General features: G+C 53.6%; 22 protein-coding genes. 13 read left to right on the top strand and 9 right to left on the bottom strand.

What is annotated here, in order from left to right; genetic code table 11:
• Positions 1-33 precede the first annotated feature (33 nt).
• The 5 genes from pdhR (at position 34) to traT (ending at position 8,029) form a co-directional block, all read left to right on the top strand.
• Positions 34-798, top strand: a complete 765-nt coding sequence (gene pdhR, locus F3J30_RS16185) for a pyruvate dehydrogenase complex transcriptional repressor PdhR (RefSeq protein WP_014068921.1) — start codon at positions 34-36, stop codon at positions 796-798.
• A gap of 129 nt (positions 799-927) precedes the next feature.
• Positions 928-3,591 carry a pyruvate dehydrogenase (acetyl-transferring), homodimeric type gene (gene aceE / locus F3J30_RS16190; RefSeq protein WP_014068922.1) on the top strand — a complete coding sequence of 888 codons (2,664 nt, stop codon included), beginning with the start codon at positions 928-930 and terminating at the stop codon, positions 3,589-3,591.
• A gap of 14 nt (positions 3,592-3,605) precedes the next feature.
• Positions 3,606-5,501, top strand: a complete 1,896-nt coding sequence (gene aceF, locus F3J30_RS16195) for a pyruvate dehydrogenase complex dihydrolipoyllysine-residue acetyltransferase (RefSeq protein ID WP_014068923.1) — start codon at positions 3,606-3,608, stop codon at positions 5,499-5,501.
• A gap of 175 nt (positions 5,502-5,676) precedes the next feature.
• The gene (gene lpdA / locus F3J30_RS16200) at positions 5,677-7,101 is read left to right on the top strand and encodes a dihydrolipoyl dehydrogenase (RefSeq protein ID WP_014068924.1); all 1,425 of its coding nucleotides are present in this window, start codon (positions 5,677-5,679) and stop codon (positions 7,099-7,101) included.
• Between the two features lie 196 nt (positions 7,102-7,297).
• Positions 7,298-8,029 carry a conjugal transfer complement resistance protein TraT gene (gene traT, locus F3J30_RS16205; RefSeq protein WP_014068925.1) on the top strand — a complete coding sequence of 244 codons (732 nt, stop codon included), beginning with the start codon at positions 7,298-7,300 and terminating at the stop codon, positions 8,027-8,029.
• Between the two features lie 61 nt (positions 8,030-8,090).
• Here the strand turns inward: traT and F3J30_RS16210 are convergent, their stop codons facing one another.
• Together F3J30_RS16210 and F3J30_RS16215 are read right to left on the bottom strand one after the other, a co-directional pair.
• Positions 8,091-8,885 carry a DUF2950 domain-containing protein gene (locus F3J30_RS16210; protein WP_166717893.1) on the bottom strand — a complete coding sequence of 265 codons (795 nt, stop codon included), beginning with the start codon at positions 8,883-8,885 and terminating at the stop codon, positions 8,091-8,093.
• A gap of 10 nt (positions 8,886-8,895) precedes the next feature.
• Positions 8,896-10,488 carry a DUF3300 domain-containing protein gene (locus tag F3J30_RS16215; RefSeq protein WP_166717894.1) on the bottom strand — a complete coding sequence of 531 codons (1,593 nt, stop codon included), beginning with the start codon at positions 10,486-10,488 and terminating at the stop codon, positions 8,896-8,898.
• A 490-nt stretch (positions 10,489-10,978) separates the two neighbouring features.
• On the opposite strand from F3J30_RS16215, the gene acnB reads away from it, so the two are divergent.
• Together acnB and yacL are read left to right on the top strand one after the other, a co-directional pair.
• Positions 10,979-13,576: a bifunctional aconitate hydratase 2/2-methylisocitrate dehydratase gene (acnB, locus tag F3J30_RS16220; RefSeq protein WP_166717895.1), complete on the top strand. Its 2,598-nt coding sequence runs from the start codon at positions 10,979-10,981 to the stop codon at positions 13,574-13,576.
• 190 nt (positions 13,577-13,766) lie between these two features.
• Positions 13,767-14,129 (top strand): protein YacL, encoded by a 363-nt coding sequence (gene yacL, locus F3J30_RS16225; protein ID WP_014068929.1) that lies wholly within the window; start codon positions 13,767-13,769, stop codon positions 14,127-14,129.
• A 31-nt stretch (positions 14,130-14,160) separates the two neighbouring features.
• Here yacL and speD read toward each other — a convergent pair whose 3' ends face one another.
• From speD to F3J30_RS16240, 3 genes are all read right to left on the bottom strand, one after another.
• Positions 14,161-14,955, bottom strand: coding sequence for an adenosylmethionine decarboxylase (gene speD / locus F3J30_RS16230; protein WP_014068930.1), 795 nt, complete (start codon positions 14,953-14,955; stop codon positions 14,161-14,163).
• On the bottom strand, positions 14,956-15,825 hold the full coding sequence (speE, locus tag F3J30_RS16235; RefSeq protein ID WP_014068931.1) for a polyamine aminopropyltransferase: 870 nt from the start codon (positions 15,823-15,825) through the stop codon (positions 14,956-14,958). It lies immediately after the preceding gene.
• Positions 15,826-15,939: 114 nt separating this feature from the next.
• Positions 15,940-16,287: a YacC family pilotin-like protein gene (locus F3J30_RS16240; protein WP_014882582.1), complete on the bottom strand. Its 348-nt coding sequence runs from the start codon at positions 16,285-16,287 to the stop codon at positions 15,940-15,942.
• 145 nt (positions 16,288-16,432) lie between these two features.
• On the opposite strand from F3J30_RS16240, the gene cueO reads away from it, so the two are divergent.
• On the top strand, positions 16,433-18,001 hold the full coding sequence (gene cueO, locus F3J30_RS16245; protein WP_166717896.1) for a multicopper oxidase CueO: 1,569 nt from the start codon (positions 16,433-16,435) through the stop codon (positions 17,999-18,001).
• 127 nt (positions 18,002-18,128) lie between these two features.
• Here cueO and F3J30_RS16250 read toward each other — a convergent pair whose 3' ends face one another.
• Positions 18,129-20,519: a glucose/quinate/shikimate family membrane-bound PQQ-dependent dehydrogenase gene (locus F3J30_RS16250; RefSeq protein WP_166717897.1), complete on the bottom strand. Its 2,391-nt coding sequence runs from the start codon at positions 20,517-20,519 to the stop codon at positions 18,129-18,131.
• 206 nt (positions 20,520-20,725) lie between these two features.
• Between F3J30_RS16250 and hpt the strand changes: the two genes are divergently transcribed.
• Positions 20,726-21,262 (top strand): hypoxanthine phosphoribosyltransferase, encoded by a 537-nt coding sequence (gene hpt / locus F3J30_RS16255; RefSeq protein ID WP_014068935.1) that lies wholly within the window; start codon positions 20,726-20,728, stop codon positions 21,260-21,262.
• Positions 21,263-21,341: 79 nt separating this feature from the next.
• On the opposite strand, the gene can is transcribed toward hpt, so the two are convergent.
• Positions 21,342-22,004, bottom strand: coding sequence for a carbonate dehydratase (gene can / locus F3J30_RS16260; RefSeq protein WP_014068936.1), 663 nt, complete (start codon positions 22,002-22,004; stop codon positions 21,342-21,344).
• A 107-nt stretch (positions 22,005-22,111) separates the two neighbouring features.
• Here can and F3J30_RS16265 point away from each other — a divergent pair, with 107 nt between their 5' ends.
• The 4 genes from F3J30_RS16265 (at position 22,112) to F3J30_RS16280 (ending at position 25,661) form a co-directional block, all read left to right on the top strand.
• Positions 22,112-23,038: an ABC transporter ATP-binding protein gene (locus tag F3J30_RS16265; RefSeq protein WP_166717898.1), complete on the top strand. Its 927-nt coding sequence runs from the start codon at positions 22,112-22,114 to the stop codon at positions 23,036-23,038.
• A complete protein-coding gene (locus F3J30_RS16270) occupies positions 23,035-23,805 on the top strand; it encodes an ABC transporter permease (protein WP_166717899.1) in 771 nt (256 codons plus the stop codon). The genes F3J30_RS16265 and F3J30_RS16270 overlap by 4 nt, the downstream gene beginning before the upstream one ends.
• Before the next feature lie 104 nt (positions 23,806-23,909).
• A complete protein-coding gene (locus tag F3J30_RS16275) occupies positions 23,910-24,350 on the top strand; it encodes a PTS sugar transporter subunit IIA (RefSeq protein ID WP_166717900.1) in 441 nt (146 codons plus the stop codon).
• Between the two features lie 63 nt (positions 24,351-24,413).
• On the top strand, positions 24,414-25,661 hold the full coding sequence (locus F3J30_RS16280) for a polysaccharide deacetylase family protein (protein ID WP_166717901.1): 1,248 nt from the start codon (positions 24,414-24,416) through the stop codon (positions 25,659-25,661).
• 6 nt (positions 25,662-25,667) lie between these two features.
• On the opposite strand, the gene panD is transcribed toward F3J30_RS16280, so the two are convergent.
• Positions 25,668-26,048, bottom strand: a complete 381-nt coding sequence (gene panD / locus F3J30_RS16285; RefSeq protein ID WP_006810068.1) for an aspartate 1-decarboxylase — start codon at positions 26,046-26,048, stop codon at positions 25,668-25,670.
• 56 nt (positions 26,049-26,104) lie between these two features.
• Entirely contained in the window at positions 26,105-26,956 is an 852-nt protein-coding gene (gene panC, locus F3J30_RS16290) for a pantoate--beta-alanine ligase (protein WP_014068941.1), read from the bottom strand.
• Positions 26,957-26,958 lie beyond the last annotated feature (2 nt).

A 26,958-nucleotide genomic window follows, 5' to 3' on the forward strand; every position in this document is an offset into this window, starting at 1 on the left:
TGACTCCGGGCAAAAAGGCGTAAGACAGGGAATATGGCCTACAGCAAAATTCGCCAACCAAAACTATCCGATGTGATTGAGCAGCAGCTGGAGTTTTTAATCCTCGAAGGGACTCTGCGCCCTGGTGAAAAACTCCCGCCTGAACGCGAGCTGGCAAAACAGTTCGACGTTTCCCGTCCCTCGCTGCGTGAGGCAATTCAACGCCTCGAAGCAAAGGGCTTGCTGCTTCGTCGCCAGGGCGGCGGAACCTTTGTGCAAAACAGCCTGTGGCAGAGCTTCAGCGATCCGCTGGTAGAACTTCTCTCTGACCACCCAGAATCCCAGTTTGACCTGCTTGAGACCCGTCACGCGCTTGAAGGTATTGCGGCCTATTACGCCGCCCTTCGCAGCACTGATGAAGATCGCGTGCGTATCCGCGAACTGCATCAGGCCATTGAACGGGCACAGCAGTCCGGCGACTTAGACGCCGAGTCCGATGCCGTCGTCCAGTATCAAATTGCCGTCACCGAAGCGGCACATAATGTGGTGTTGCTACACTTGCTTCGCTGCATGGAGCCGATGCTGGCCCAGAATGTTCGTCAGAATTTTGAATTGTTGTATGCCCGTCGGGAAATGCTTCCGCTGGTCAGCAACCATCGCACCCGAGTATTCGAGGCGATAATGGCCGGGGAACCGGAGCAGGCGCGCGAAGCGTCGCACCGACATCTGGCTTTCATTGAGGAAATCTTGCTGGACCGCAGCCGTGAACAATCGCGTCGCGAACGTTCATTACGCCGCATACAGCAACGAAAGGATTAAGCGCCAGGTTTTTTTAGAGCGCGGCAACTAAACGCAGAACCTGTCTTATTGCGCTTTTAGTTTTCGAAAAAAGTGCAATGGGACAGGTTCCAGACAAATCAACGTATTAGATAGATAAGGAATACCCCCATGTCAGAACGTCTCCAAAATGACGTGGATCCGATCGAAACTCGCGACTGGCTACAGGCGATCGAATCGGTCATCCGTGAAGAAGGTGTTGAGCGTGCTCAGTATCTGATTGATCAGCTGCTTTCTGAAGCCCGTAAAGGCGGTGTGAAAGTGGCTTCAGGTGCAGGGGCTAACAACTACGTAAACACGATTGCCGTCGAAGACGAACCGGAATACCCGGGCAATCTGGATCTGGAACGTCGTATTCGTTCTGCAATCCGCTGGAACGCCATTATGACCGTTCTGCGCGCATCCAAGAAAGATCTGGAACTGGGCGGCCACATGGCTTCCTTCCAGTCTTCTGCAACCGTTTACGAAGTGTGCTTCAACCACTTCTTCCGTGCAGCTAACGAGAAAGACGGCGGCGATCTGGTGTACTTCCAGGGCCACATCTCTCCGGGCATCTATGCACGTGCATTCCTGGAAGGTCGTCTGACTGAAGAGCAGATGAACAACTTCCGTCAGGAAGTTCACGGTAAAGGTCTGTCTTCTTACCCGCACCCTAAACTGATGCCAGAATTCTGGCAGTTCCCGACCGTTTCTATGGGTCTGGGTCCAATCGGTGCGATCTACCAGGCTAAATTCCTGAAATATCTGGAACACCGTGGCCTGAAAGACACCTCTGAGCAAACCGTATACGCCTTCCTGGGCGACGGCGAAATGGATGAACCAGAATCTAAAGGTGCGATCACCATCGCGACCCGTGAGAAGCTGGACAACCTGTGCTTCATCATCAACTGTAACCTGCAACGTCTGGATGGTCCGGTAACCGGCAACGGCAAGATCATCAACGAACTGGAAGGCATCTTCAGCGGTGCTGGCTGGAACGTGATTAAAGTCATGTGGGGCGGTCGTTGGGATGAGCTGCTGCGTAAAGATACCAGCGGTAAACTGATCCAGCTGATGAACGAAACCGTTGACGGCGACTATCAGACCTTCAAATCCAAAGACGGTGCCTACGTTCGTGAGCACTTCTTCGGCAAATATCCTGAAACCGCAGCACTGGTTGCAGACTGGACTGATGAGCAGATCTGGGCCCTGAACCGTGGTGGTCACGATCCGAAGAAAGTCTACGCTGCACTGAAAAAAGCGCAGGAAACCAAAGGTAAAGCGACTGTAATCCTGGCCCACACCATCAAAGGTTACGGCATGGGTGATACCGCAGAAGGTAAAAACATCGCTCACCAGGTTAAGAAAATGAACATGGACGGCGTGCGTTATATCCGCGACCGTTTCAACGTTCCAGTAACCGATGAGCAGGTAGAAAACCTGTCTTACCTGACCTTCCCGGAAGGTTCTGAAGAGCACAAGTACCTGCACGAACGTCGTCAGGCGCTGAAAGGCTACCTGCCAGCTCGTCAGCCTAACTTCACCGAGAAACTGGAACTGCCAGCGCTGGAAGACTTCTCTCAGCTGCTGGAAGAGCAGAACAAAGAAATCTCTACCACTATCGCTTTCGTTCGTGCCCTGAACGTGATGCTGAAGAACAAGTCGATCAAAGATCGTCTGGTTCCAATCATTGCTGACGAAGCGCGTACTTTCGGTATGGAAGGTCTGTTCCGTCAGATCGGTATCTACAGCCCGAACGGCCAGCAGTACACCCCGCAGGACCGTGAGCAGGTTGCATACTACAAAGAAGACGAAAAAGGTCAGATCCTTCAGGAAGGTATCAACGAACTGGGTGCTGGCGCATCCTGGCTGGCTGCTGCGACCTCTTACAGCACCAACAACCTGCCAATGATCCCGTTCTACATCTACTACTCGATGTTCGGTTTCCAGCGTATCGGTGACCTGTGCTGGCAGGCAGGCGACCAACAGGCTCGCGGCTTCCTGGTAGGTGGTACTTCCGGTCGTACTACCCTGAACGGTGAAGGTCTGCAGCACGAAGATGGTCACAGCCACATTCAGTCTCTGACTATCCCTAACTGTATCTCTTACGACCCGTCTTACGCGTACGAAGTGGCTGTCATCATGCACGACGGTCTGACCCGTATGTACGGTGAAGCACAAGAGAACATTTACTACTACATCACCACGCTGAACGAAAACTACCACATGCCGGCAATGCCAGCAGGTGCCGAGGAAGGTATCCGTAAAGGTATCTATAAACTCGAAACCGTTGCAGGTAGCAAAGGCAAAGTTCAGCTGCTGGGCTCCGGTTCTATCCTGCGTCACGTACGTGAAGCAGCACAGATCCTGGCGAACGACTACGGTGTCGGTTCTGACGTGTACAGCGTAACCTCCTTCACTGAACTGGCGCGTGATGGCCAGGATTGTGAGCGCTGGAACATGCTGCACCCAATGGAAACTCCGCGCGTTCCGTACATCGCTCAGGTGATGAACGACGCTCCAGCGGTCGCTTCTACTGACTATATGAAACTGTTCGCTGAGCAGGTTCGTACTTACGTACCAGCTGATGATTATCGCGTACTGGGTACTGATGGCTTCGGTCGTTCTGACAGCCGCGAAAACCTGCGTCACCACTTCGAAGTTGATGCTTCTTACGTGGTTGTAGCAGCACTGGGCGAACTGGCTAAACGTGGCGAAATCGATAAGAAAGTGGTTGCGGATGCAATTACCAAATTCAACATCGATGCAGAAAAAGTTAACCCGCGTCTGGCGTAAGAGGTAAAAGAATAATGGCTATCGAAATCAATGTACCGGACATCGGGGCTGATGAAGTTGAAATCACCGAGATCCTGGTCAAAGTAGGCGACAAAGTTGAAGCTGAACAGTCGCTGATCACCGTAGAAGGCGACAAAGCCTCTATGGAAGTCCCGTCTCCTCAGGCTGGCATCGTTAAAGAGATCAAAGTCTCTGTTGGCGATAAAACCGAGACTGGCAAACTGATCATGATTTTCGATTCCGCCGACGGTGCAGCAGCTGCTGCACCTGCGCAGGAAGAGAAGAAAGCCGCTCCGGCCGCTGCTGCACCAGCAGCTGCCGCGGCAGCGAAAGAAGTTAACGTGCCTGACATCGGCGGTGACGAAGTTGAAGTCACTGAAATCCTGGTGAAAGTGGGCGATACCGTTGCGGCTGAGCAGTCTCTGATCACCGTTGAAGGCGACAAAGCCTCTATGGAAGTTCCGGCTCCGTTCGCGGGTACCGTTAAAGAGATCAAGATCAACACCGGTGACAAAGTGTCTACAGGTTCCCTGATCATGGTCTTCGAAGTGGCGGGTGCTGCACCTGCTGCTGCGCCTGCACAGGCAGCTGCTCCGGCGGCCGCGGCTCCAGCTGTTGCTGGCGGCGCGAAAGACGTTAACGTACCAGACATCGGCGGTGACGAAGTTGAAGTGACCGAGGTGATGGTGAAAGTGGGCGACAAAGTTGCCGCTGAACAGTCACTGATCACCGTTGAAGGCGACAAGGCTTCCATGGAAGTTCCTGCGCCATTCGCCGGTACCGTTAAAGAGATCAAAATCAGCACCGGCGACAAAGTGTCTACCGGCTCTCTGATCATGGTCTTCGAAGTGGAAGGCGCTGCGCCTGCTGCTGCTCCGGCGGCCGCGGCTGCTCCAGCACCTGCTGCTGCACCGGCTCAGGCTGCTAAACCTGCTGCGGCACCAGCTGCAAAAGCAGAAGGCAAATCTGAGTTCGCTGAAAACGATGCTTACGTCCACGCGACTCCACTGATTCGTCGCCTGGCGCGCGAATTCGGTGTGAACCTGGCGAAAGTCAAAGGTACTGGCCGTAAAGGTCGTATCCTGCGCGAAGACGTGCAGACTTACGTGAAAGACGCGGTGAAACGCGCTGAAGCGGCTCCAGCTGCTGCCACCGGTGGCGGTATCCCGGGAATGCTGCCATGGCCGAAAGTGGACTTCAGCAAGTTCGGTGAAATCGAAGAAGTTGAACTGGGTCGTATCCAGAAAATCTCTGGTGCTAACCTGAGCCGTAACTGGGTGATGATCCCGCACGTTACGCACTTCGACAAAACTGATATCACCGATCTGGAAGCGTTCCGTAAACAGCAGAACGCCGAAGCTGAGAAGCGTAAACTGGACGTGAAATTCACCCCAGTGGTCTTCATCATGAAAGCGGTTGCTGCGGCTCTGGAACAGATGCCACGCTTCAACAGCTCTCTGTCCGAAGATGGCCAGAAGCTGACGCTGAAGAAATACATCAACATCGGTGTTGCGGTTGATACGCCAAATGGTCTGGTTGTTCCGGTCTTCAAAGACGTGAACAAGAAGAGTATCACTGAGCTGTCCCGTGAACTGACCGTGATCTCCAAGAAAGCGCGTGATGGCAAGCTGACTGCTGGCGAAATGCAGGGCGGTTGCTTCACCATCTCCAGCATCGGCGGCCTGGGTACGACCCACTTCGCGCCGATTGTTAACGCGCCGGAAGTGGCCATCCTTGGTGTGTCCAAGTCCGCGATGGAGCCTGTGTGGAATGGCAAAGAGTTCATGCCGCGTCTGATGATGCCAATCTCTCTGTCCTTCGACCACCGCGTGATCGACGGTGCTGATGGTGCGCGTTTCATCACCATCATCAACAACACCCTGAGCGACATTCGCCGCCTGGTGATGTAATCGAAAAGCCGGCCAATCGGCCGGCTTTTTTCTGATAATCTCATGGGGTTTGTGAGGTTATTGGCGAAAGCGACAATTCGTGAGCCGTTTGTTGTTTCAAAATTGTTAACAATTTTGTAAACTGCGGGCGGATAGAACGACCCGGTGGACGACGGGTATAAATTAAGAGGTCATGATGAGCACAGAAATCAAAACTCAGGTCGTAGTACTTGGGGCAGGCCCGGCAGGTTACTCCGCAGCATTCCGCGCCGCGGATTTAGGTCTGGAAACCGTCATCGTAGAACGTTACAGCACCCTCGGCGGTGTTTGTCTGAACGTCGGCTGTATCCCTTCTAAAGCGCTGCTGCACGTAGCCAAAGTTATCGAAGAAGCCAAAGCTCTGGCTGAACACGGTATCGTCTTCGGCGAGCCGAAAACCGATATCGACAAAATTCGTACCTGGAAAGAGAAAGTTATCACTCAGTTGACCGGCGGTCTGGCGGGTATGGCCAAAGGCCGTAAAGTGAAAGTGGTAAACGGTCTGGGTAAATTCACCGGCGCGAACACCCTGGAAGTGGAAGGCGAAAACGGCAAAACCGTGATCAACTTCGACAACGCGATCATCGCGGCGGGCTCTCGTCCAATCGAACTGCCATTCATTCCACATGAAGATCCACGCGTGTGGGACTCCACCGATGCGCTGGAACTGAAAACCGTTCCAAAACGCCTGCTGGTTATGGGTGGCGGTATCATCGGTCTGGAAATGGGTACTGTGTACCATGCGCTGGGTTCAGATATTGACGTGGTTGAAATGTTCGACCAGGTTATCCCGGCTGCTGACAAAGACATCGTTAAAGTCTTCACCAAACGCATCAGCAAGAAATTCAACCTGATGCTGGAAACCAAAGTGACTGCCGTTGAAGCGAAAGAAGACGGTATTTACGTTTCCATGGAAGGCAAAAAAGCCCCTGCGGAACCACAGCGTTACGACGCCGTGCTGGTCGCTATCGGCCGTGTGCCGAACGGTAAAAACCTCGACGCGGGCAAAGCTGGCGTGGAAGTGGACGACCGTGGCTTCATCCGCGTTGATAAACAGCTGCGCACTAACGTGCCGCACATCTTTGCAATCGGCGATATCGTCGGTCAGCCAATGCTGGCACACAAAGGTGTTCACGAAGGCCACGTTGCCGCTGAAGTTATCGCGGGCATGAAACACTACTTCGATCCGAAAGTGATCCCATCTATCGCTTACACCGAGCCAGAAGTTGCCTGGGTTGGTCTGACTGAGAAAGAAGCGAAAGAGAAAGGCATTAGCTACGAAACCGCCACCTTCCCGTGGGCTGCTTCTGGCCGTGCTATCGCTTCCGACTGCGCAGACGGTATGACCAAACTGATCTTCGACAAAGAGACTCACCGTGTGATCGGTGGTGCGATTGTCGGCACCAACGGCGGCGAGCTGTTGGGTGAAATCGGTCTGGCTATCGAAATGGGTTGTGACGCTGAAGACATCGCGCTGACCATCCATGCTCACCCAACTCTGCATGAGTCTGTGGGCCTGGCGGCAGAAGTGTTCGAAGGTAGCATCACCGACCTGCCAAACGCGAAAGCGAAGAAGAAGTAAGTTTCTTCACGATTGCTAAACGCCTCCCCGGAGGCGTTTTTTTTTGTCTGAAAACTACCCATTCTGGTAGTCATCTTATTGATATTATCGCTAAAAATTTTCTTCGGGCTGCCGATACTTTTTTCACCATTGTGTGGCTACTGGCTGCGCTATTTAGGGGTTCTGGACTCTTTATTACACGAAAAAAGGAAAACACATGTCTTTGAAGAAAGTTGCGGTGATTGGCTTAGTGGCAGCGGCGATGACGCTGACCGGGTGTGGCGCGATGACCACCGCGGTGAAAAAACGCAATCTGGAAGTGAAAACCCAGATGAGCGAAACCGTCTGGCTGGAGCCATCAAACGAAAAAACGGTCTACATCCAGGTTAAAAATACCTCTGATAAAGACATGAGCAACCTGCAAACCCTGCTGGCTAACGATCTCGTTGCCAAAGGCTATAAGGTGACCAGTTCTCCTGACGGCGCCTACTACTGGGTACAGGCTAACGTTCTGAAAGCGGACAAAATGGATCTGCGTGAATCTCAGGGCTATCTGAAAACTGGCTACGAAGGTGCTGCTGTAGGTGCTGCACTGGGCGCAGGTATCACCGCGTATAACAGCAACTCTTCCGGTGCCGCACTGGGCGTGGGTCTGGCGGCTGGTCTGATTGGTATGGCGGCGGATGCCATGGTGGAAGACGTGAACTACACCATGGTAACCGACTTGCAGATCTCTGAGCGTAGCAAAGCGAAAGTCACCACTGATAACATCGCGGCGCTGCGTCAGGGAACATCCGGCGTGAAAGTGCAAACCAGCACCGAGCAGGGCGATCGCGCGAAATATCAGACCCGCGTAGTGTCTAATGCCAACAAAGTTAACCTGAAGTTCGAAGAAGCGAAGCCGGTACTGGAAGCCCAACTGGCAAAATCAGTCGCAAATATTCTGTAAGTTAAAAAGCCGGGTGGCGTCTTCGCCTTACCCGGCCTACAAAACCCCTGGCCGCCAGCCGTCAGGGGGCAACGGCCTCCCAGGATTTATCCGGGCTGTACGCCGTTAAGGCTGCGGCTTTTTGCTCAGAATCCTTGCCCAGATCGCTCTGATAAACAGTATCATCCTGATTGATCATAAAGCTCATCACGCCCGTTTGTCCGTAGCTGACAGGCCAGGCGACCATCGCAAAACCGTGGTTTTTATCGGGCAAAATACGGAAGCGATATCCGTGATAGCCCGCCCCAGGCTCTGACGGGCTGAATGCCGGGCCAAGCGGGCTGGGCGCTTCCCCTGGCGTAATCGGCCAGTACAGGCCATCTTTTTTCCCTTCTGAACTGACAATTTTCTGCGCGTACGTCTGGTTCATCTCGTAATAACTTTGCTGCGCGTCCACATAAGCGTGGAGAGCTTCTATCGCGGCGAGTTCATTACGGCCAATTTCACGGGTCAGGATCTCTTCGGAAGCTTCCTTAATATCAAATTGCCAGCCGTTTGCGGTCTTAATAACCGGGATCGGAAGCTGCCAGTCGCTATCGCCCACCACCAGATGCGCGACATCACCCTTAGTCACGGTGTTATGCCGGGCTTTCCAGTCCCGCAGGAAGCGATCAACGGCATCAGGATCGACCCCTTCAGGCGGCAGGAAATCGCGCCAGTTTTCCCCGAGCAGTTTGCCCATTGCATCTTCATTTTGCTCGCTGATCGCATTTACCAGCGCGTCGGTCGCTTTGTCGGGAGTGTCGAAATGTTGTTGCGCCTGTGCGATGGCCGACACCATGAGCAACACCATCCCGCTGAGTAATTTAATGTTCATGTCGGCTCCCTTAACGATGACGGATTTCACGGTGTTCAAACCGTGCGCCAGAGGCTTGTCGCTGCGGCTGATTACGCGAGGCAACCTGACGGCTCTGGGCACCACGCTGCTGCTGAGCTTGCCAGTTCGCGGAGCGGCTATCATTACCGCTCAGGGCATTGGCGCGCGGCTGGCTTGTGCGCTGCTGAGCATTACGTTGTTGCACATTACGCTGCTGTGCCGTTTGCGATACCCGCTGTTCCTGTCTTTGCGTCGTCGCTTTACGATTTTCTCGCTGCTGAGTGTTGGCCTTTTTCGCGGTTTGCGTTTTGTTGGTGTCGTAGCCCCGATAGTTATTACGCTGCGAAATCTGCTTCAGCTGCTGATTCGACGCCTGACGCTGGGCATCTTTTGTGCCGGTGCGTGCCGTTTGCGGGAAGGTTTTCCCGGTCGATTTTTCCATCTGCGCCATTGCTGCCTGACGCTGGTTATCACGATTAACCGGTTTTTGCTGGGTCGCGCTCAGCCCCGTTGCCGTGTTGGTGGCGTGGAAACGGTTATTCAGCTGACTATTTGGGTATGGCACCCCTTCACGATAAGCCGGGTTATGCTGCCAGGTACGGTTAGCATCCGTCAGACGCTGGCCGCTGATTTTATTGAAGTTATCCACGTTAATATTGATGTTGTTATCACCGTTACGGTTGTAGCCGCCATGGTGATCCCAGTCATCATCATGATGATGATCCCAATCGTCATCGTCCCAGTCGATGCTGCTGAAGATGGCATAGGTGGTTGCCACGCCCAGGCTGAAACCTAAGCCGTTCACGAAACTGTTGCCGAACTGCTCGCCGGTGGTTGGCGGGAGATAGGTTGGCGGATAGGCGGTGTTTGGCCAGGTCCCGTAAACCGTATTCGGGTTATAGGTAGGAACATAAACCACCTGCGGATCGGCGGATTCAATCTTGATCACCGTGGGGCTTGTGGTGGTAGTGGTCGTGGTTGTCGACTCGCTGGTGACGGTTTTCGCCGGGGCAGGTTTTGTCTCGGTGGTAACCGTCTGCTGTGGTGTCGATTTTAATGCACCGGTTTGCTGAGCCAGCAAACGCAGACGCTGTACGGAGTCCATCACGTCTTTCGGTTGCGCGAGGAAGGCATCGCCCAGGCTTTGCACCCACGGCGGATTTTCACCCATCAGCGACATGAGTTGAGGAAACGCCACCAACGATTTCACGCTGGGGTCCCAGGGTTGGCTTGCCACGGCCTGGATGGCAGCATCACCCTGCATTTTGGGGTTGTCCTTTGACCATTGCGCAGCCTGGATAACATTCGCAGGGTAGGTTGATGCCATCAATATTTGCGACAACAGGGCATCAGGATAAAGCGCAATAGGCGCTACCCACTGATCGATTTGCGCGGCACTGTAGGTTGGCGGTGCGACAGGTGCAGTTTGCACGGCTGGCTCTGGTGTGGCAGCAGGAGCGGGTGTGACCGGTTGTTGAGTGACGGGGGCCGGGGTGACGGGGGTTTCCGTTGCACGGCTTTTGACGAACATCACGCCAGACGCGGCAAACAGCCCGGCACTGCATAAAAGGACAAGCAGATGTGGCTTAAAGGGCAACTTCATAAAATGACTCCAACGAGACAAACGCTGTGCCGTGAGGCGTTTCTGTTGCCGCGAGTATTATTCACCCGTGTCTTACAGTTTTGACTTTTCTTGGGAAACCACCCGGAGTGTCCGGATAAAGAGTGTGAGCATTTATTACACAATTATATCTTAAGGTTGAAAAGCCGCTGGGATATGCAGAATGGCTTGCGGTAAATCTGCCAGACCGGTGTGCTACCACCGTGAGGTAACAAATTAACTGCTTTAAGGCGGTTTTTTTGTGCCCAAAATTCGAATCACCTCCCCGCTATACCATCCTTAACGATTCAGCAAATTTTTTAATGTTGCTTTTTTGTAAACGGATTAACACTGTGCAGAAATCCTGCTATGCTGCCCGACGCGGTATCGGGCATTTACCCTACAAACTGCTGTCTCACAGGAGCGTGAAGAGATTCGCCCACATACACACTGTGTATGCCGCAATATGACAATGAGAGCGAGGAGAACCGTCGTGCTAGAAGAATACCGTAAGCACGTAGCAGAACGTGCCGCCGAGGGAATTGTACCCAAACCTTTAGATGCAACCCAAATGGCCGCGCTCGTCGAGCTGCTGAAGAATCCGCCTAAGGGCGAAGAAGAATTCCTGTTAGATCTGTTGATCAACCGCGTACCGCCTGGCGTAGATGAAGCTGCCTACGTAAAAGCCGGTTTCCTTGCAGCCATTGCCAAAGGCGAAGCAACCTCCCCACTGGTGACTCCTGAAAAAGCCATTGAACTGCTCGGTACCATGCAGGGTGGCTACAACATTCATCCGCTGATTGACGCGCTGGATAACGAAAAGCTGGCTCCAATTGCCGCCAAAGCGCTCTCTTCAACGCTGCTGATGTTCGATAACTTCTACGATGTGGAAGAAAAAGCCAAAGCGGGCAACGAATACGCGAAGCAGGTTATGCAGTCCTGGGCTGATGCCGAATGGTTCCTGAACCGTCCTGCACTGGCTGAAAAAATTACCGTCACTGTGTTTAAAGTGACCGGTGAAACCAACACCGATGACCTCTCTCCAGCTCCGGATGCGTGGTCCCGCCCTGACATCCCTCTGCACGCGCTGGCGATGCTGAAAAACGCCCGTGAAGGTATCGAGCCGGATCAGCCTGGCGTGGTTGGCCCAATCAAGCAGATCGAAGCACTCCAGAAGAAAGGTTTCCCGCTGGCCTACGTGGGCGACGTTGTGGGTACCGGTTCTTCCCGTAAATCTGCAACCAACTCCGTGCTGTGGTTCATGGGCGATGATATCCCTCATGTGCCGAACAAACGTGGTGGCGGCCTGTGCCTGGGCGGCAAAATTGCCCCTATCTTCTTCAACACCATGGAAGATGCTGGCGCACTGCCAATTGAAGTGGACGTGAACAACCTGAACATGGGTGACGTGATTGACGTTTATCCGTTCAAAGGTGAAGTGCGTAACCACGAAACCAACGAGCTGCTGGCAAGCTTTGAGCTGAAAACCGATGTTCTGGTCGACGAAGTCCGCGCTGGTGGCCGTATTCCGCTGATCATTGGCCGTGGCCTGACCACCAAAGCGCGTGAAGCGCTGGGTCTGCCGCACTCCGAAGTATTCCGTCAGGCGAAAGACGTGGCGGAAAGCAACCGTGGTTTCTCTCTGGCACAGAAGATGGTTGGCCGCGCGTGCGGCGTAACCGGTATTCGCCCGGGTGCGTACTGCGAGCCGAAGATGACTTCCGTAGGCTCTCAGGATACCACTGGCCCAATGACCCGTGACGAACTGAAAGACCTGGCGTGCCTGGGCTTCTCTTCTGACCTGGTGATGCAGTCCTTCTGTCACACTGCGGCCTATCCGAAGCCGGTTGACGTAACCACACACCACACGCTGCCAGACTTCATCATGAACCGCGGCGGTGTGTCCCTGCGTCCGGGTGATGGCGTTATTCACTCCTGGCTGAACCGTATGCTGCTGCCAGATACCGTGGGTACCGGTGGTGATTCTCATACCCGTTTCCCGATTGGTATCTCCTTCCCGGCGGGCTCTGGTCTGGTGGCGTTTGCTGCTGCGACCGGCGTGATGCCGCTGGATATGCCGGAATCCGTTCTGGTGCGCTTCAAAGGCAAAATGCAGCCGGGTATCACCCTGCGCGACCTGGTTCACGCCATCCCGCTGTATGCTATCAAACAAGGCCTGCTGACCGTTGAGAAGAAAGGTAAGAAAAACATCTTCTCTGGTCGCATCCTGGAAATTGAAGGTCTGCCGGACCTGAAAGTAGAACAGGCGTTCGAACTGACCGATGCTTCTGCTGAGCGTTCCGCTGCTGGCTGTACTATCAAGCTGAATCAGGCGCCAATCGAAGAGTACCTGACCTCTAACATCGTATTGCTGAAGTGGATGATCTCAGAAGGTTACGGCGATCGTCGTACGCTGGAACGTCGTGTTCAGGGTATGGAGAAATGGCTGGCGGATCCGCAGCTGCTGGAAGCCGATGCTGATGCAGAATATGCGGCAGTGATCGACATCGATCTGGCGGATATCAAAGAGCCAATCCTGTGTGCACCAAACGATCCGGACGATGCTCGTCTGCTCTCTGACGTTCAGGGCGATAAGATCGACGAAGTGTTCATCGGTTCTTGTATGACCAACATCGGTCACTTCCGTGCTGCCGGTAAGCTGCTGGATACCCATAAAGGCCAGCTGCCAACCCGTCTGTGGGTGGCTCCGCCAACCCGTATGGATGCCGCTCAGCTGACTGAAGAAGGTTACTACAGCGTGTTCGGTAAGAGCGGTGCGCGTATCGAAATCCCTGGCTGTTCCCTGTGTATGGGTAACCAGGCGCGTGTAGCAGACGGTGCGACGGTAGTCTCTACCTCTACCCGTAACTTCCCGAACCGCCTGGGGACTGGCGCTAACGTTTATCTGGCCTCTGCGGAGCTGGCGGCGGTTGCCGCGCTGATTGGCAAACTGCCAACCCCGGAAGAGTACCAGACTTATATTGCTCAGGTTGATAAGACTGCGGTGGATACCTATCGCTATCTGAACTTCGACCAGCTGTCTCAGTACACCGAGAAAGCTGACGGCGTTATCTTCCAGACGGCAGTATAAACAGCAAAACCGTCTCTACGAGACGGTTTTTAGTGTTTGCACCCTCTCCCACGGGAGAGGGACGGGGTGAGGGCATCAGGCCGCAGGGTCTTGCTCTCACCTTTTTATTTTCATTCCTCCCACCTCTCACGCTTTTTTTCTTCCTCGCTGCTGCGATAATTACCTTAATGGCTTTGCAGAGGAAAACACTATGGATTACGAATTTCTGCGCGACATCACCGGAGTGGTGAAAGTGCGTATGTCGATGGGCCACGAAGCCGTAGGACACTGGTTTAACGAAGAGGTGAAAGAGAATCTCGCGCTTCTTGATGAAGTTGAACAGGCGGCAAATACGGTGAAAGGCAGTGAGCGCTCCTGGCAACGCGCCGGGCATGAATACACGCTGTGGATGGACGGTGAAGAGGTTATGGTCCGTGCCAACCAGCTTGAATTCTCGGGTGACGAGATGGAAGAGGGGATGAGCTACTACGATGAAGAGAGTCTGTCGCTGTGCGGCGTTGAAGACTTCCTGAAGGTGGTGGCGGCGTACCGCGAGTTCATGAAACAGAAATAGCACACCGGAGCGTCCTTGCTCCTTGCGTCTCTTACATGGCCGGAATGTTACGGCCATAGTAGATTTCGCGCATCTCTTTCCAGATAAGGTCGGTGATGGCCTTACGCTCTTCGTCGCTCAGGTCTTCCGGTTTGGTGTGGAACATGTAGTGCTTAAGGTCAAACTCCTTAAGCAACATCTTGGTATGGAAGATATTTTCCTGGTACACATTCACGTCCACCATGTCATACAGCGCTTTCATGTCCTCGGACATAAAGTTCTGAATGGAATTGATCTCGTGGTCGATAAAGTGCTTCATCCCATTGATATCACGGGTAAAACCACGTACGCGATAGTCAATGGTCACGATATCGGATTCCAGCTGGTGGATTAAGTAGTTCAGCGCATTCAGCGGTGAAATCACACCGCAGGTCGACACTTCGATATCGGCGCGGAAGGTACACAGCCCGCCTTCAGGATGGCTTTCCGGGTAGGTGTGCACGCAGATGTGGCTTTTATCGAGGTGAGCCACCACCACTTCTGGCAGCGGGCCAGGGTGTTCGGTTTTGTCGATAAGCTGCGGGTCGACCGGCTCTTCGCTGACCAGGATAGTCACGCTCGCACCCTGAGGGTCGTAATCCTGGCGGGCAATATTCAGGATATTCGCACCAATGATAGAGCAGGTTTCTGACAGGATCTCCGTCAGCCGGTTGGCGTTGTAGAGTTCATCGATATAGGCAATATACCCATCGCGCTCTTCTGCTGTTTTGGCATAGCAGATATCGTAAATACAAAAACTCAGGCTTTTTGTCAGGTTGTTAAAGCCATGCAGTTTAAGCTTTTTCAATTAGTTCACCCCCTGAGAGGACAACGCGTCTTGCAGATACTGCGGTAAGGCAAACGCGGCGGTATGGACTGCCGGATTGTAATATCGGCACTGAAGACCGGCCTGGTGGAAACGGGCCTGAATGATTTCGGTGGAGAGATGGCGCAGCACTTCGTTATCCGTTGCCCAGGCGAAGGTCATAATCCCGCCGTAGTAAGTCGGAATCGCGGCCTGATAGAAACTGACATCGCCAAAATAGGTGCTTAACTTGCGGTGGCTGTCGATGGCTTCATCCTGTTGCAGGAAGCAGACGCCATTCTGCGCCACGAAGATCCCGCCGGGCTTAAGGCAACGTTTGCAGCCTTCGTAAAAGGATGAGGTAAACAGCGATGCGCCCGGGCCGATTGGGTCGGTGCAGTCAGAGATGATCACATCAAAGGTTTGTGTGGTCTGGTTAACAAAGTTGACCCCATCGTCAATCACCAGACTAAAGCGCGGATCGTCATAGCTGCCGGCATTATGATTGGGCAGATACTGGCGGCAGAAAGAGACAACGCCTGCGTCGATTTCCACCATGGTGATGGATTCGACAGATTTATGGCGGGAGACTTCACGCAGCATGGCGCCATCACCCCCGCCGATAATCAGAACGTGTTTTGCCTGTCCGTGTGCCAGCAGCGGTACGTGGGTCATCATCTCGTGATAGATAAACTCGTCACGCTCGGTGGTTTGCACCACGCCGTCCAGCGCCATCACGCGGCCAAAAGCAGCGTTTTCGAAAATGATCAGATCCTGATGATCGGTTTTCTCATGATAAAGCACGTTATCAACGGCAAAGTACTGACCAAACTGATCATGCAGTGTTTCATGCCACAACGCGTTGTCGGCCATAAGCAGACGCCTCCTTTGTTAACATCCGTTTTCCCACGAAAAATGAGCAAAACATGATAGCTAACTATAACCGTGCTTGCACGGCTATAGGGTCAACAAGGGGCGTCGGGGAGGTTATTTTACGTAGGCGAGCAGGCTAAGGGAGTCGCGAGCCAGCGCTTTGCATTTCTTTGCAGTGGGAATGCCAATGCCGCTTAAATCGCGGTAGCTGTCTTCACCGAGCGCCTTCATGTCAAAGCTGTCGTAGTTGCTGAGATCCCACTGGTTCTGCTGGGCAAAAAAGACCAGTGCGCGACGAATCTGCCCGTTGGGTAAATTCTGGTAACCGCAATCATTTTTCAGGAATACAAAAACCGCCGTTAAATCGGCCATATCTTCTGCTTCATTTTCACTCAGCGCATAACTGTTCGCACACATAGCCATCAGGCTGCCGAACAAAATTGTCCTGAAAAACGTCTTCATTGCTTCTACCACTGCGTCACGGAAAATTAACGTTAGCATACTTGATGCCAGGGCGACGATCTTTATTATTGCCGCTTTGCTTGACCTTCCGGTAAGGGGAGGGTTTATGCTCAAAATATCGCCTGCTGGATATAAGGAAATGAACATGCAACGTCGTGATTTTTTAAAGTATTCCGTCGCACTGGGGGTTGCCAGCGCATTACCGCTGTGGAGCCGTGCAGTTTTTGCCGCCGACAGGCCCGCCTTACCCATCCCTGACCTGCTCACCGCGGATGCCCGCAGCCGCATCCAGCTTGTCGTTCAGCCAGGTAAAACCACCTTTGGTGAGCATACGGCGACAACCTGGGGGTATAACGGCAATCTGCTCGGCCCCGCGATTCAGTTACGCAGAGGAAAAGCGGTCACTGTAGACATTCACAATTCGCTGGCGGAAGAGACAACATTGCACTGGCACGGTCTGGAAGTCCCGGGTGAAGTGGATGGCGGGCCACAGGGGGTGATTAAAGCCGGCGGTAAGCGCAGCGTCACCTTTACCCCGGACCAGCCTGCGGCGACCTGCTGGTTCCACCCGCATCAGCACGGCAAAACCGGACGGCAGGTTGCGATGGGCCTGGCGGGGCTGGTGCTCATTGAAGATGACGAAAGTCGCCTGCTGCGCCTGCCAAAACAGTGGGGCATCGACGATGTGCCGGTGATTGTGCAGGACAAAAAGTTCACCTCAGACGGACAAATTGATTACCAACTGGACGTGATGAGCGCGGCGGTAGGTTGGTTTGGCGATACGCTACTGACCAACGGTGCGATTTACCCGCAGCACGCTGCGCCGAAGGGCTGGCTGCGTTTACGCCTGCTTAATGGCTGTAACGCGCGTTCGCTGAATTTTGCTGCCAGCGATAAACGCCCGCTGTATGTGGTGGCGAGTGATGGCGGTCTGTTGCCTGAGCCGGTTAAGGTTAACGAATTACCGATGCTGATGGGCGAACGTTTTGAAGTGCTGGTGGATATCAGCGACGGCAAGGCGTTTGACCTGGTGACCCTGCCGGTAAGCCAGATGGGCATGGCCGTTGCGCCATTTGATAAGCCGCATCCGGTGCTGCGCATTCAGCCGCTTCAGGTCACAGCATCGGGCATCCTGCCGGATACCCTGGCGAAGGTGCCTGCGTTGCCTGCGCTTGAGGGGCTAACTCAGCGCAAGCTTCAGCTCTCGATGGATCCAATGCTCGACATGATGGGGATGCAGGCCCTGATGACGAAATATGGCAATCAGGCGATGGCCGGGATGCATCACGGGCAGATGATGGGCCATATGAACATGGATCACGGTAGCATGGGTGGAATGGGGAAAATGAACCATGGGGGCCAGGGTTTTGACTTCCATAACGCCAACATGATCAACGGCAAAGCGTTCGATATGAATACGCCGATGTTTGCCGCCACAAAAGGGCAGTTTGAGCGTTGGGTGATTTCGGGTGAGGGCGACATGATGCTGCATCCGTTCCATATTCACGGCACGCAGTTCCGTATTCTCTCAGAGAATGGTAAAGCGCCAGAGGCGCATCGTTCCGGCTGGAAAGACACGGTGCGGGTTGAAGGTGGAGTGAGCGAAGTGCTGGTGAAGTTCGCGCACGACGCGCCGAAGGAGTTCGCCTATATGGCGCACTGCCATCTGCTGGAGCATGAAGATACGGGGATGATGCTCGGGTTTACCGTATAAGAAAAGCCGGGTGGCGGCTGCGCCTCACCCGGCAATAAAGGTGCGGCCTGATGCCCTCACCCTGGCCCTCTCCCACAGGGAGAGGGAACAAACACTAAAAACGGCAACTTTCGTTGCCGTTTTGCTTTTATTTTGCGTCATCCGGCAACGCATACGCGACAATATAGTCGCCCATCTTCGTGCCAAACGAACCATGACCACCCGCAGAGATAACAACGTACTGCTTGCCATTCACTTCATAGGTCATCGGTGTTGCCTGTCCGCCTGCTGGCAGACGGCCTTGCCACAGTTTCTCACCGTTGGTCATGTTGTACGCGCGCAGGTAGTTATCTGCGGTTGCCGCGATGAACAGCACGTTACCGGCGGTAGAGATTGGGCCACCCAGCATTGGCATCCCCATATTGAACGGCACAGGAACAGGCATCGGGAACGGCATACTGTCCTGAGGTGTACCAATACGTTTTTTCCACACGATCTGGTTGGTTTTCAGATCCAGACCGGAGATGTAACCCCAGGCAGGCTGTTTACACGGCAGGCCAAACGGTGACAGGAACGGGTTCAGGGTTACGCCAAACGGCACGCCATACTGCGGCTGAATACCGGATTCGGTCCCGGTACCTTTCGCGTCTTTCGGCGGTTCGATTGGGTTACCCGGGCCGCGTGGGATCAGTTTAGAGACAAACGGCAGCGCCATTGGGTTGGCAATCGCCACCTGGCGGTTCGGGTCAACGGAGATCCCGCCCCACTCGAACATCCCCAGGTTACCCGGGAAGACCAGTGTGCCCTGCTCAGAAGGTGGTGTGAAGATACCTTCGTAGCGCAGCTGATGGAACATCACGCGACAGACCAGCTGGTCAAACATGGTGGCACCCCACATGTCTGCGCCGCTCAGGTCTTTCTTCGGACGGAAGCTCAGGTCAGAGAACGGTTGCGTTTTGCTGACGTAATCCCCTTTTGCTGCCCCCTGCGGAACCGGTTTTTCCGGCGCAGGAACGACCAGCTTACCGTTGCTGCGATCCAGCACGAAGATGTTACCGGTTTTCGCTGGTGCGTAAATCACCGGAACGGTTTTGCCGTTAACGGTAATGTCAGCAAGCGTCGGCTGGGAAGGCATATCCATATCCCACAGATCGTGGTGAACGGTCTGATAGCTCCATGCCAGTTTACCGGTGGTCGCGTTCAGCGCCACGATAGCACTCGCGTAACGCTCTTGCTCCGGCGTGCGGTTACCGCCCCAGATATCCGGCGTGGTCACACCCATTGGCAGGTAGACCAGGTCCAGCTTCGCGTCATACGCGGCCGGTGCCCAGGAGTTTGGTGAGTTAAAGGTAAAGGTGTGTTCATCCGACGGGATCGCGTTTGGATCTTTCGCGCCCGGATCGAAGGCCCACAGCAGTTTACCGGTGTTCACGTCAAAACCACGGATAACGCCAGAGGTTTCGCGGGTAGAGAAGTTATCCGTTACCGAACCGGCAATCACGATAGTTTTATCGGTGATGATCGGTGGCGAGGTCGGTTCATACAGACCCGGTGTGGTATCCGGCATGTTGGTTTGCAGATTCAGGACACCTTTGTTGGCAAAGGTTTCGCACAGCTTGCCCGTTTCGGCGTTAACCGCAAACAGTCGACCATCGTTCACCGGTAGCATAATGCGGCGCGGGCAGTCGGCAATGACTTCCGGGCTGGCATTATCGGCACGTGCTTCGTGGTAAGAAACACCACGGCAGGTCACATGCTGGAATGACGGGTTGGAGTTGAGCTGTGGATCGAAGTGCCATTTCTCTTTACCGGTGGCCGCATCAAGCGCGAACAGACGCTGGTGCGCGGTACACAGATAAAGCATGTTGCCAACTTTAATTGGCGTCACTTCGTTGGTCAGTTCACCCGGATCGTTAGGCATCTTCACATCGCCGGTACGGAAGACCCAGGCTTCTTTCAGATCCTTCACGTTGTCGGCGTTAATCTGCTTCAGTGGAGAGTAACGCTGACCTTCCTGATTACGACCATAGGCAGGCCAGTCGCTATCGGCAACCTGAGAGATAGCTGCGGCAGGCGTGGATTCCGTGTTCAGCGTGCCTTTAATCTCCTGTGGGTCGTTGAAGCCAGCCCAGGTGAGGATACCACCGCTGATAAGCAGGGTAATCACCAGTGCGGCGACTGCGCCACTGGAAGGGACAATCAGGCGACGCCAGACAAACGGCAGGATCAGCCAGATACCAAAGAACACGAGGATGTCGCTGCGCGGCGTCAGTGCCCAGAAGTCAAAACCGACTTCCCAGACGCCCCAGATCATAGTGGCAAGAAGGAGTGCGGCATACAGCCACAGTGCGGATTGTTTTCTACGCAACAGCAGGATGGTTACGCCAACCATAACCAGACCCGCAATTGGATAGTACCAGGAGCCGCCAAGGGCGACCAGCCAGACGCCACCGATCAACAAATACAGCGCGCAGAAAGCTGCGAACGCCGCTGTTAATGTCACCAGTAGACGCGACTGTTGAGTTTTTGTTTCAGCCATAGAAAAGTACTCGTCAGTTTTGTTAATTATTTGCTAGCAATTAATTATAGGTATTAACAAGTGTGATCGGAATCACAAAATTTGCTTTTTATAACTCATACGCCAGGGCTATCCATTTGCTGTTATAATGGCTGGCTTGTGAATCGATGCCGGACGCAGATTCATCCGCATTGAGCGATTTTTATTAAAATCATATGGTTAGTAATATGAAACATACTGTTGAAGTGATGATCCCGGAAGCGGAGATCAAAGCGCGTATCGCCGAATTGGGTCGTCAAATCACCGAACATTACAAAGACAGCGGCAGCGAAATGGTGCTGGTTGGTTTGTTGCGTGGCTCTTTTATGTTCATGGCAGACCTGTGCCGTGAAGTTCAGGTGTCACATGAGGTCGATTTTATGACCGCCTCCAGCTACGGCAGCGGCATGTCCACAACCCGTGATGTGAAAATCCTTAAAGACCTGGATGAAGATATTCGTGGCAAAGATGTGTTGATCGTTGAAGACATCATCGACTCCGGCAACACGCTCTCTAAAGTGCGCGAGATCCTGAGCCTGCGTGAACCAAAATCCCTGGCGATCTGTACCCTGCTGGATAAACCTACCCGTCGTGAAGTGCAGGTGCCGGTTGAGTTTGTAGGTTTCTCTATCCCTGACGAATTTGTGGTGGGTTACGGTATCGACTACGCCCAGCGTTATCGCCATCTGCCGTATGTCGGCAAAGTGGTGCTGCTGGACGAGTAATACTCGTTGGATGCGGGCTGATGCCCTCACCCCGACCCTCTCCCACAGGGAGAGGGAGAAAAGCCCTGCGGGGCTTTTTTTATTTATGGTTTACGTGCTTGAGTTTGAGGTTGGCAATGCCGGACCGATAGCGCTGTTCCAGCGTTTCGCGGTTGGTGGCGGTCACTTCCAGGTTACGCAGTAACCCGTCATGAATACCGTACGCCCAGCCGTGAATGGATACCTTCTGCCCACGTTTCCAGGCAGATTGCATAATCGTGGAGTGGCCCAGGTTATAAACCTGTTCCATCACGTTCAGCTCGCACAGGGTGTCAAGACGGCGTTCTGGCGGCATTTCGCCGAGCAGTGAGCTATGTTTGAACCAGATATCGCGGATGTGCAGCAGCCAGTTGTCGATTAAGCCCAGCTCCGGATTTTCTACCGCCGCCTGGACGCCGCCGCAGCCGTAGTGGCCGCAAATGATGATGTGCTCGACTTCCAGTACATCAACGGCATACTGAACAACTGAGAGACAGTTAAGATCCGTGTGAATGACCAGGTTGGCCACGTTACGGTGAACGAATAATTCGCCCGGCTCGAGGCCGGTCAGACGCTCTGCCGGAACGCGGCTATCGGAACATCCAATCCATAGAAAGCGCGGGTTTTGCGCTTGTGCCAGTTTCCCGAAAAATCCCGGGTCTTCTTCAACCAGCATCTTTGACCATAGTGCATTGTTGCTGATGAGTGTATCTATGTCATTCATGGACGATAACGGCCTGTAACCAAGTAATTGCGTTGCGCTACTATAGGGTAACCCGACTTTTAATGAAACCACACAACGTGTGTCAGAACTATAGGTAAGTCTAATTCATGGCGATTGCACTGGAGCTTGAACAGCTTAAAAAAACCTATCCGGGCGGCGTTCAGGCGCTGCGCGGAATAGATCTCAAAGTAGAGGCGGGTGATTTCTATGCGCTTCTGGGGCCGAATGGCGCAGGGAAATCCACTACCATCGGGATTATCAGTTCTCTGGTGAACAAGTCATCCGGCAGGGTGAGCGTGTTTGGTTACGACCTGCAAAAAGATGTCGTTAACGCCAAGCGCCAGCTCGGGCTGGTGCCGCAGGAGTTCAACTTTAACCCTTTCGAAACCGTACAACAGATCGTAGTGAACCAGGCGGGTTACTACGGCGTTGAGCGCAAAGACGCGCTTGAGCGCAGCGAAAAGTACCTCAAACAGCTCGATCTGTGGGAAAAACGTAACGAACGTGCGCGGATGTTATCCGGCGGGATGAAGCGTCGTTTGATGATTGCGCGCGCGCTGATGCATGAACCAAAACTGTTGATCCTCGATGAACCAACCGCTGGTGTGGACATCGAACTTCGTCGCTCAATGTGGGGGTTCCTGAAAGATCTTAACGATAAAGGCACCACCATTATTCTGACGACCCACTACCTCGAAGAAGCCGAAATGCTCTGTCGCAATATCGGTATCATCCAGAACGGGGAGCTGGTGGAAAACACCTCGATGAAAGATCTGCTTTCTAAGCTGAAATCAGAAACCTTTATCCTCGACCTGGCGCCGAAAAGTCCGCTGCCAAAACTGGAAGGGTATCAATATCGTCTGGTCGATACCTCGACGCTGGAAGTGGAAGTGCTACGCGAGCAGGGGATCAACAGCGTGTTCTCCCAGTTGAGTGCGCAGGGCGTGCAGGTATTAAGTATGCGTAACAAAGCCAACCGACTGGAAGAGCTGTTTGTCTCTCTGGTTCATGAGAAACAAGGAGACAAGGCATGACGCATCTTTACTGGGTCGCGCTGAAAAGCATCTGGGCAAAAGAGATTAACCGTTTTATGCGCATCTGGGTGCAAACCCTGGTGCCGCCGGTGATCACTATGACGCTGTACTTCATCATTTTCGGCAACCTGATTGGTTCGCGAATTGGTGAAATGCACGGCTTCACCTATATGCAGTTTATCGTTCCGGGCCTGATCATGATGGCGGTGATCACCAACGCTTATGCCAACGTGGCGTCATCATTCTTTAGCGCCAAGTTCCAGCGCAACATTGAAGAACTGCTGGTGGCACCAGTACCCACGCATGTGATTATTGCTGGTTACGTGGGCGGTGGCGTGGCGCGTGGTCTGTGCGTGGGGATCCTGGTCACGGCGATTTCGCTGTTCTTTGTCCCGTTCCAGGTGCATTCATGGCTGTTTGTCGCGCTGACTCTGCTGCTGACGGCGATCCTGTTCTCGCTGGCTGGCCTGCTTAACGCCGTGTTCGCCAGGACGTTTGATGACATCAGCCTGATCCCGACTTTCGTGCTGACGCCGCTGACCTATCTGGGCGGGGTGTTCTACTCCCTGACGCTGCTGCCGCCGTTCTGGCAGGCGCTGTCGCACCTGAACCCGATCGTGTACATGATTAGCGGTTTCCGCTTTGGCTTCCTCGGCATTACCGATGTGCCGCTGTTTACCACCGTTGCGGTGCTGGTGGTGTTTATCATCGCCTTCTACATGTTGTGCTGGTATCTGATCCAGCGCGGGCGCGGTCTGCGCAGCTAACCTTCAGCCCGGCGACAATCCGTTGCCGGGCGCTTTTCTTTGACTGTTATCACCGTAAGCTAACCTTCACTGAGCTAAACTACTCGCCTGCTAAGGAGGGAGTTATGCTGGGATGGGTCATCACCTGCCACGATGAACAGGCGCAGGACATGTTGATAAAACTCGAAGCCCGGTTTGGGCCACTGGTGCAATGCCGTGCAGTGAATTACTGGCGTGGACTGAGCACTAACATGCTCGGCAGAATGATGTGCGATGCCCTGCATGAAACCGACTCTGGCGACGGCGTTATCTTTTTGACGGATAAATCGGGTGCGGCCCCTTATCGCTCTGCGGCATTGATGAGTCACAAGCACGATTGCTGCGAAGTTATCTCCGGAATTAGCCTGCCGTTGCTGGAAGTCATGTTCCCGCAGCGGGAAACCCTCAGCAGCGCCGAATTTCGTAATGCTATCGTGGCGCAAGGTTTACCTGGCGTCAGTAGCTTGTGGCATCAGCAACAGAAAAATCCTCCTTTCATCCTGCATCACGGCCTGTATAAGAATTAAACATTGGTATTGATGTCTCTTTTGCTACAATGACATCAGTTTTTTCGTATCGATAACGATCCAATGCTAACGCGTCTACTATTCCTGCTGTTGTTGTTCGTTTCAGGCATCAGTTCTGCCAGTTTATTAAGTCAGCAAAGACTGCCAGCTCAGTACATGCAAACCACCGAAGATGCGGCGATCTGGGCGCAGGTTGGAAATGAAGTGGTCAACGTTGGCAACGTGCGTGAAGGGCAGATCCTGGCCGTGGTACCTGCTGCGGCAGATTACTATGAGTTCCGCTTCGGTTTCGGCACGGGTTTTATCGATAAGGAGCACCTGGAGCCGGTTCAGGGCAAGATGCGCGTTGAAGATGGCCTGGGCGATCTCAATAAACCGCTCAGTAATCAAAATCTGGTCACCTGGAAAGACACGCCGGTTTATAACGCTGCCGACAACCGCAGCGCGCCTTTCGGGACGTTAAGCGCTAATCTCCGCTACCCGATCCTGAGTAAACTTAAAGACCGCCTGAACCAGACCTGGTTTCAGATCCGCATCGGTAATCGCCTGGCGTGGGTAAGCAGTCTGGATGCGCAGGAAGATAACGGCATCCCTATTCTGACCTACCATCACATTCTGCGTGATGAAGAAAATACGCGCTTTCGCCATACTTCTACCACCACCAGCCTTCGCGCATTTAGCAACCAGATGGCCTGGCTGCGCGATCAGGGTTACACCACGCTGACGATGTACCAGGTTGAAGGGTATATCCGCAACAAAATAAATCTGCCAGCACGCGCGGTGGCTATCACCTTTGATGATGGCCTGAAATCGGTCAGCCGTTATGCCTATCCGATCCTGAAAGAGTACGGGTTCAATGCTACGGCGTTCATCATCTCCTCGCGTATTAAACGTCAGCCGCAGAAATGGGCACCCAAGTCGTTGCAGTTTATGAGTGTGTCGGAACTAAAAGGTATTCAGGATGTATTTGATATTCAGTCCCATACCCATTTTCTGCACCGCGTCGATGACAACAAGCACCCGATATTACTGAGCCGTAGCTATCATGTGATCTTGTTTGATTTTCAGCGATCCCGACGGGATCTGGCACAGTTCAACCCGCATGTGCTTTATCTTTCTTACCCGTTTGGGGGATACAACGATAACGCGGTGAAAGCGGCAAATGACGCCGGTTTTCATCTGGCGGTCACGACGGTGAAAGGGAAGGTAAAACCGGGGGATAATCCGTTCTTACTCAAGCGTCTATATATCTTAAGAACGGATTCTCTGGAGACCATGTCGCGGCTGATCAGCAATCAGCCGCAGGGGTAACAGCTATCAGGCAACCTGAACCGGGATCGCTTTCGCGGTACGTTTCATGTCGTTGTCGCCTTCGAAATAGGCGACTTTTGGCTGCCAGCGGCGCGCTTCTTCGTCAGACATCATGACGAAGCTTGCGATAATCACGATATCACCCACGTCAGCACAGTGCGCGGCAGCGCCGTTGACGGAGATGATTTTGGAACCGCGTTCAGCGGCGATGGCGTAAGTAGAGAAGCGTTTGCCGTTGTTCACGTTCCAGATATCAATCGCTTCGTTTTCAAGAATACCCGCCGCATCGAGGAAATCCTGATCGATCGCGCAGGAGCCTTCATAGTGCAGGTCGGCCTGAGTCACTTTCACACGGTGAAGCTTACCTTGCAGCATTTTGCGAATCATTACGTCTACCTTTCATCGTTCGTTACCCCCTCTCGTGAGAGGGGAGGGTGATAAAATTACGCCAGCTCAACCACTTTATTGTCGATAAGACGCGCCTGTCCCAGCCATGCTGCCACCAGGATAACGGCCCGTTTGCTGGACTCGGTCAGCTCCAACAGGGTATCGGCATCGCGGATCTGCACATCGTCAGAGCGGAAGCCTTTATCGTTAAGCGCCTGTTCGGCCAGAGCGATAATCTCTTCTGCGGTCAGCTCTTTCGCCAGCAGTTGCTCAGCCATGGTGTTCATGACCTTGCTCACGCCCGGCGCGATTTTACGCTGGTCTGCGGTTAAGTAACCGTTGCGGGAGCTCAGCGCCAGGCCATCTTTTGCCCGCACAATCGGCACGCCAACGATTTCAATGTCGTAACCCATATCCGCAACCATCTTGCGGATCAGTGCCAGTTGCTGGAAGTCTTTCTCACCAAAGCAGGCGATATCTGGCTGTACCAGGTTGAAAAGCTTGCTGACGATGGTTGAGACGCCACGGAAATGACCCGGACGGCTTGCACCTTCCAGCATGGTCGAAATCCCCGGGACATCCACGTAGGTCGCTTCTTCTGTCCCCTGCGGGTACACATCGGCAGGTGCCGGAGAGAAGACGATGTCTGTATGGCGTTTCTTCAGTTTTTCGCAATCTTCCTGAAGGGTGCGCGGGTAGCGCGCCAGGTCGTCAGCGCGGTCAAACTGCATTGGGTTAACGAAAATACTGACCACCACGATGTCTGCACGGGCTCTCGCCTCATCGACCAGCTTCATGTGGCCGTCATGCAGGTTGCCCATGGTGGGGACCAGTGCGATACGTTTACCTTCCTGACGTGCTCTGCGGATATGCTGGCGCAGCAGCGGCAGGGTTTCAATGATTAGCACAA

The organism is Enterobacter sp. Tr-810 (assembly GCF_011752765.1).
Taxonomy (GTDB): domain Bacteria; phylum Pseudomonadota; class Gammaproteobacteria; order Enterobacterales; family Enterobacteriaceae; genus Enterobacter; species Enterobacter soli.

What these genes read in the sequence shown, in the direction of transcription:
- pdhR (WP_014068921.1), top strand. Translation starts at nt 34, where the DNA reads ATGGCCTACAGCAAAATTCGCCAACCAAAACTATCCGATGTGATTGAG.
- aceE (WP_014068922.1), top strand. Translation starts at nt 928, where the DNA reads ATGTCAGAACGTCTCCAAAATGACGTGGATCCGATCGAAACTCGCGAC.
- aceF (WP_014068923.1), top strand. Translation starts at nt 3,606, where the DNA reads ATGGCTATCGAAATCAATGTACCGGACATCGGGGCTGATGAAGTTGAA.
- lpdA (WP_014068924.1), top strand. Translation starts at nt 5,677, where the DNA reads ATGAGCACAGAAATCAAAACTCAGGTCGTAGTACTTGGGGCAGGCCCG.
- traT (WP_014068925.1), top strand. Translation starts at nt 7,298, where the DNA reads ATGTCTTTGAAGAAAGTTGCGGTGATTGGCTTAGTGGCAGCGGCGATG.
- F3J30_RS16210 (WP_166717893.1), bottom strand. Translation starts at nt 8,885, where the DNA reads ATGAACATTAAATTACTCAGCGGGATGGTGTTGCTCATGGTGTCGGCC.
- F3J30_RS16215 (WP_166717894.1), bottom strand. Translation starts at nt 10,488, where the DNA reads ATGAAGTTGCCCTTTAAGCCACATCTGCTTGTCCTTTTATGCAGTGCC.
- yacL (WP_014068929.1), top strand. Translation starts at nt 13,767, where the DNA reads ATGGATTACGAATTTCTGCGCGACATCACCGGAGTGGTGAAAGTGCGT.
- speE (WP_014068931.1), bottom strand. Translation starts at nt 15,825, where the DNA reads ATGGCCGACAACGCGTTGTGGCATGAAACACTGCATGATCAGTTTGGT.
- F3J30_RS16240 (WP_014882582.1), bottom strand. Translation starts at nt 16,287, where the DNA reads ATGAAGACGTTTTTCAGGACAATTTTGTTCGGCAGCCTGATGGCTATG.
- cueO (WP_166717896.1), top strand. Translation starts at nt 16,433, where the DNA reads ATGCAACGTCGTGATTTTTTAAAGTATTCCGTCGCACTGGGGGTTGCC.
- F3J30_RS16250 (WP_166717897.1), bottom strand. Translation starts at nt 20,519, where the DNA reads ATGGCTGAAACAAAAACTCAACAGTCGCGTCTACTGGTGACATTAACA.
- hpt (WP_014068935.1), top strand. Translation starts at nt 20,726, where the DNA reads ATGAAACATACTGTTGAAGTGATGATCCCGGAAGCGGAGATCAAAGCG.
- can (WP_014068936.1), bottom strand. Translation starts at nt 22,004, where the DNA reads ATGAATGACATAGATACACTCATCAGCAACAATGCACTATGGTCAAAG.
- F3J30_RS16265 (WP_166717898.1), top strand. Translation starts at nt 22,112, where the DNA reads ATGGCGATTGCACTGGAGCTTGAACAGCTTAAAAAAACCTATCCGGGC.
- F3J30_RS16270 (WP_166717899.1), top strand. Translation starts at nt 23,035, where the DNA reads ATGACGCATCTTTACTGGGTCGCGCTGAAAAGCATCTGGGCAAAAGAG.
- F3J30_RS16275 (WP_166717900.1), top strand. Translation starts at nt 23,910, where the DNA reads ATGCTGGGATGGGTCATCACCTGCCACGATGAACAGGCGCAGGACATG.
- F3J30_RS16280 (WP_166717901.1), top strand. Translation starts at nt 24,414, where the DNA reads ATGCTAACGCGTCTACTATTCCTGCTGTTGTTGTTCGTTTCAGGCATC.
- panD (WP_006810068.1), bottom strand. Translation starts at nt 26,048, where the DNA reads ATGATTCGCAAAATGCTGCAAGGTAAGCTTCACCGTGTGAAAGTGACT.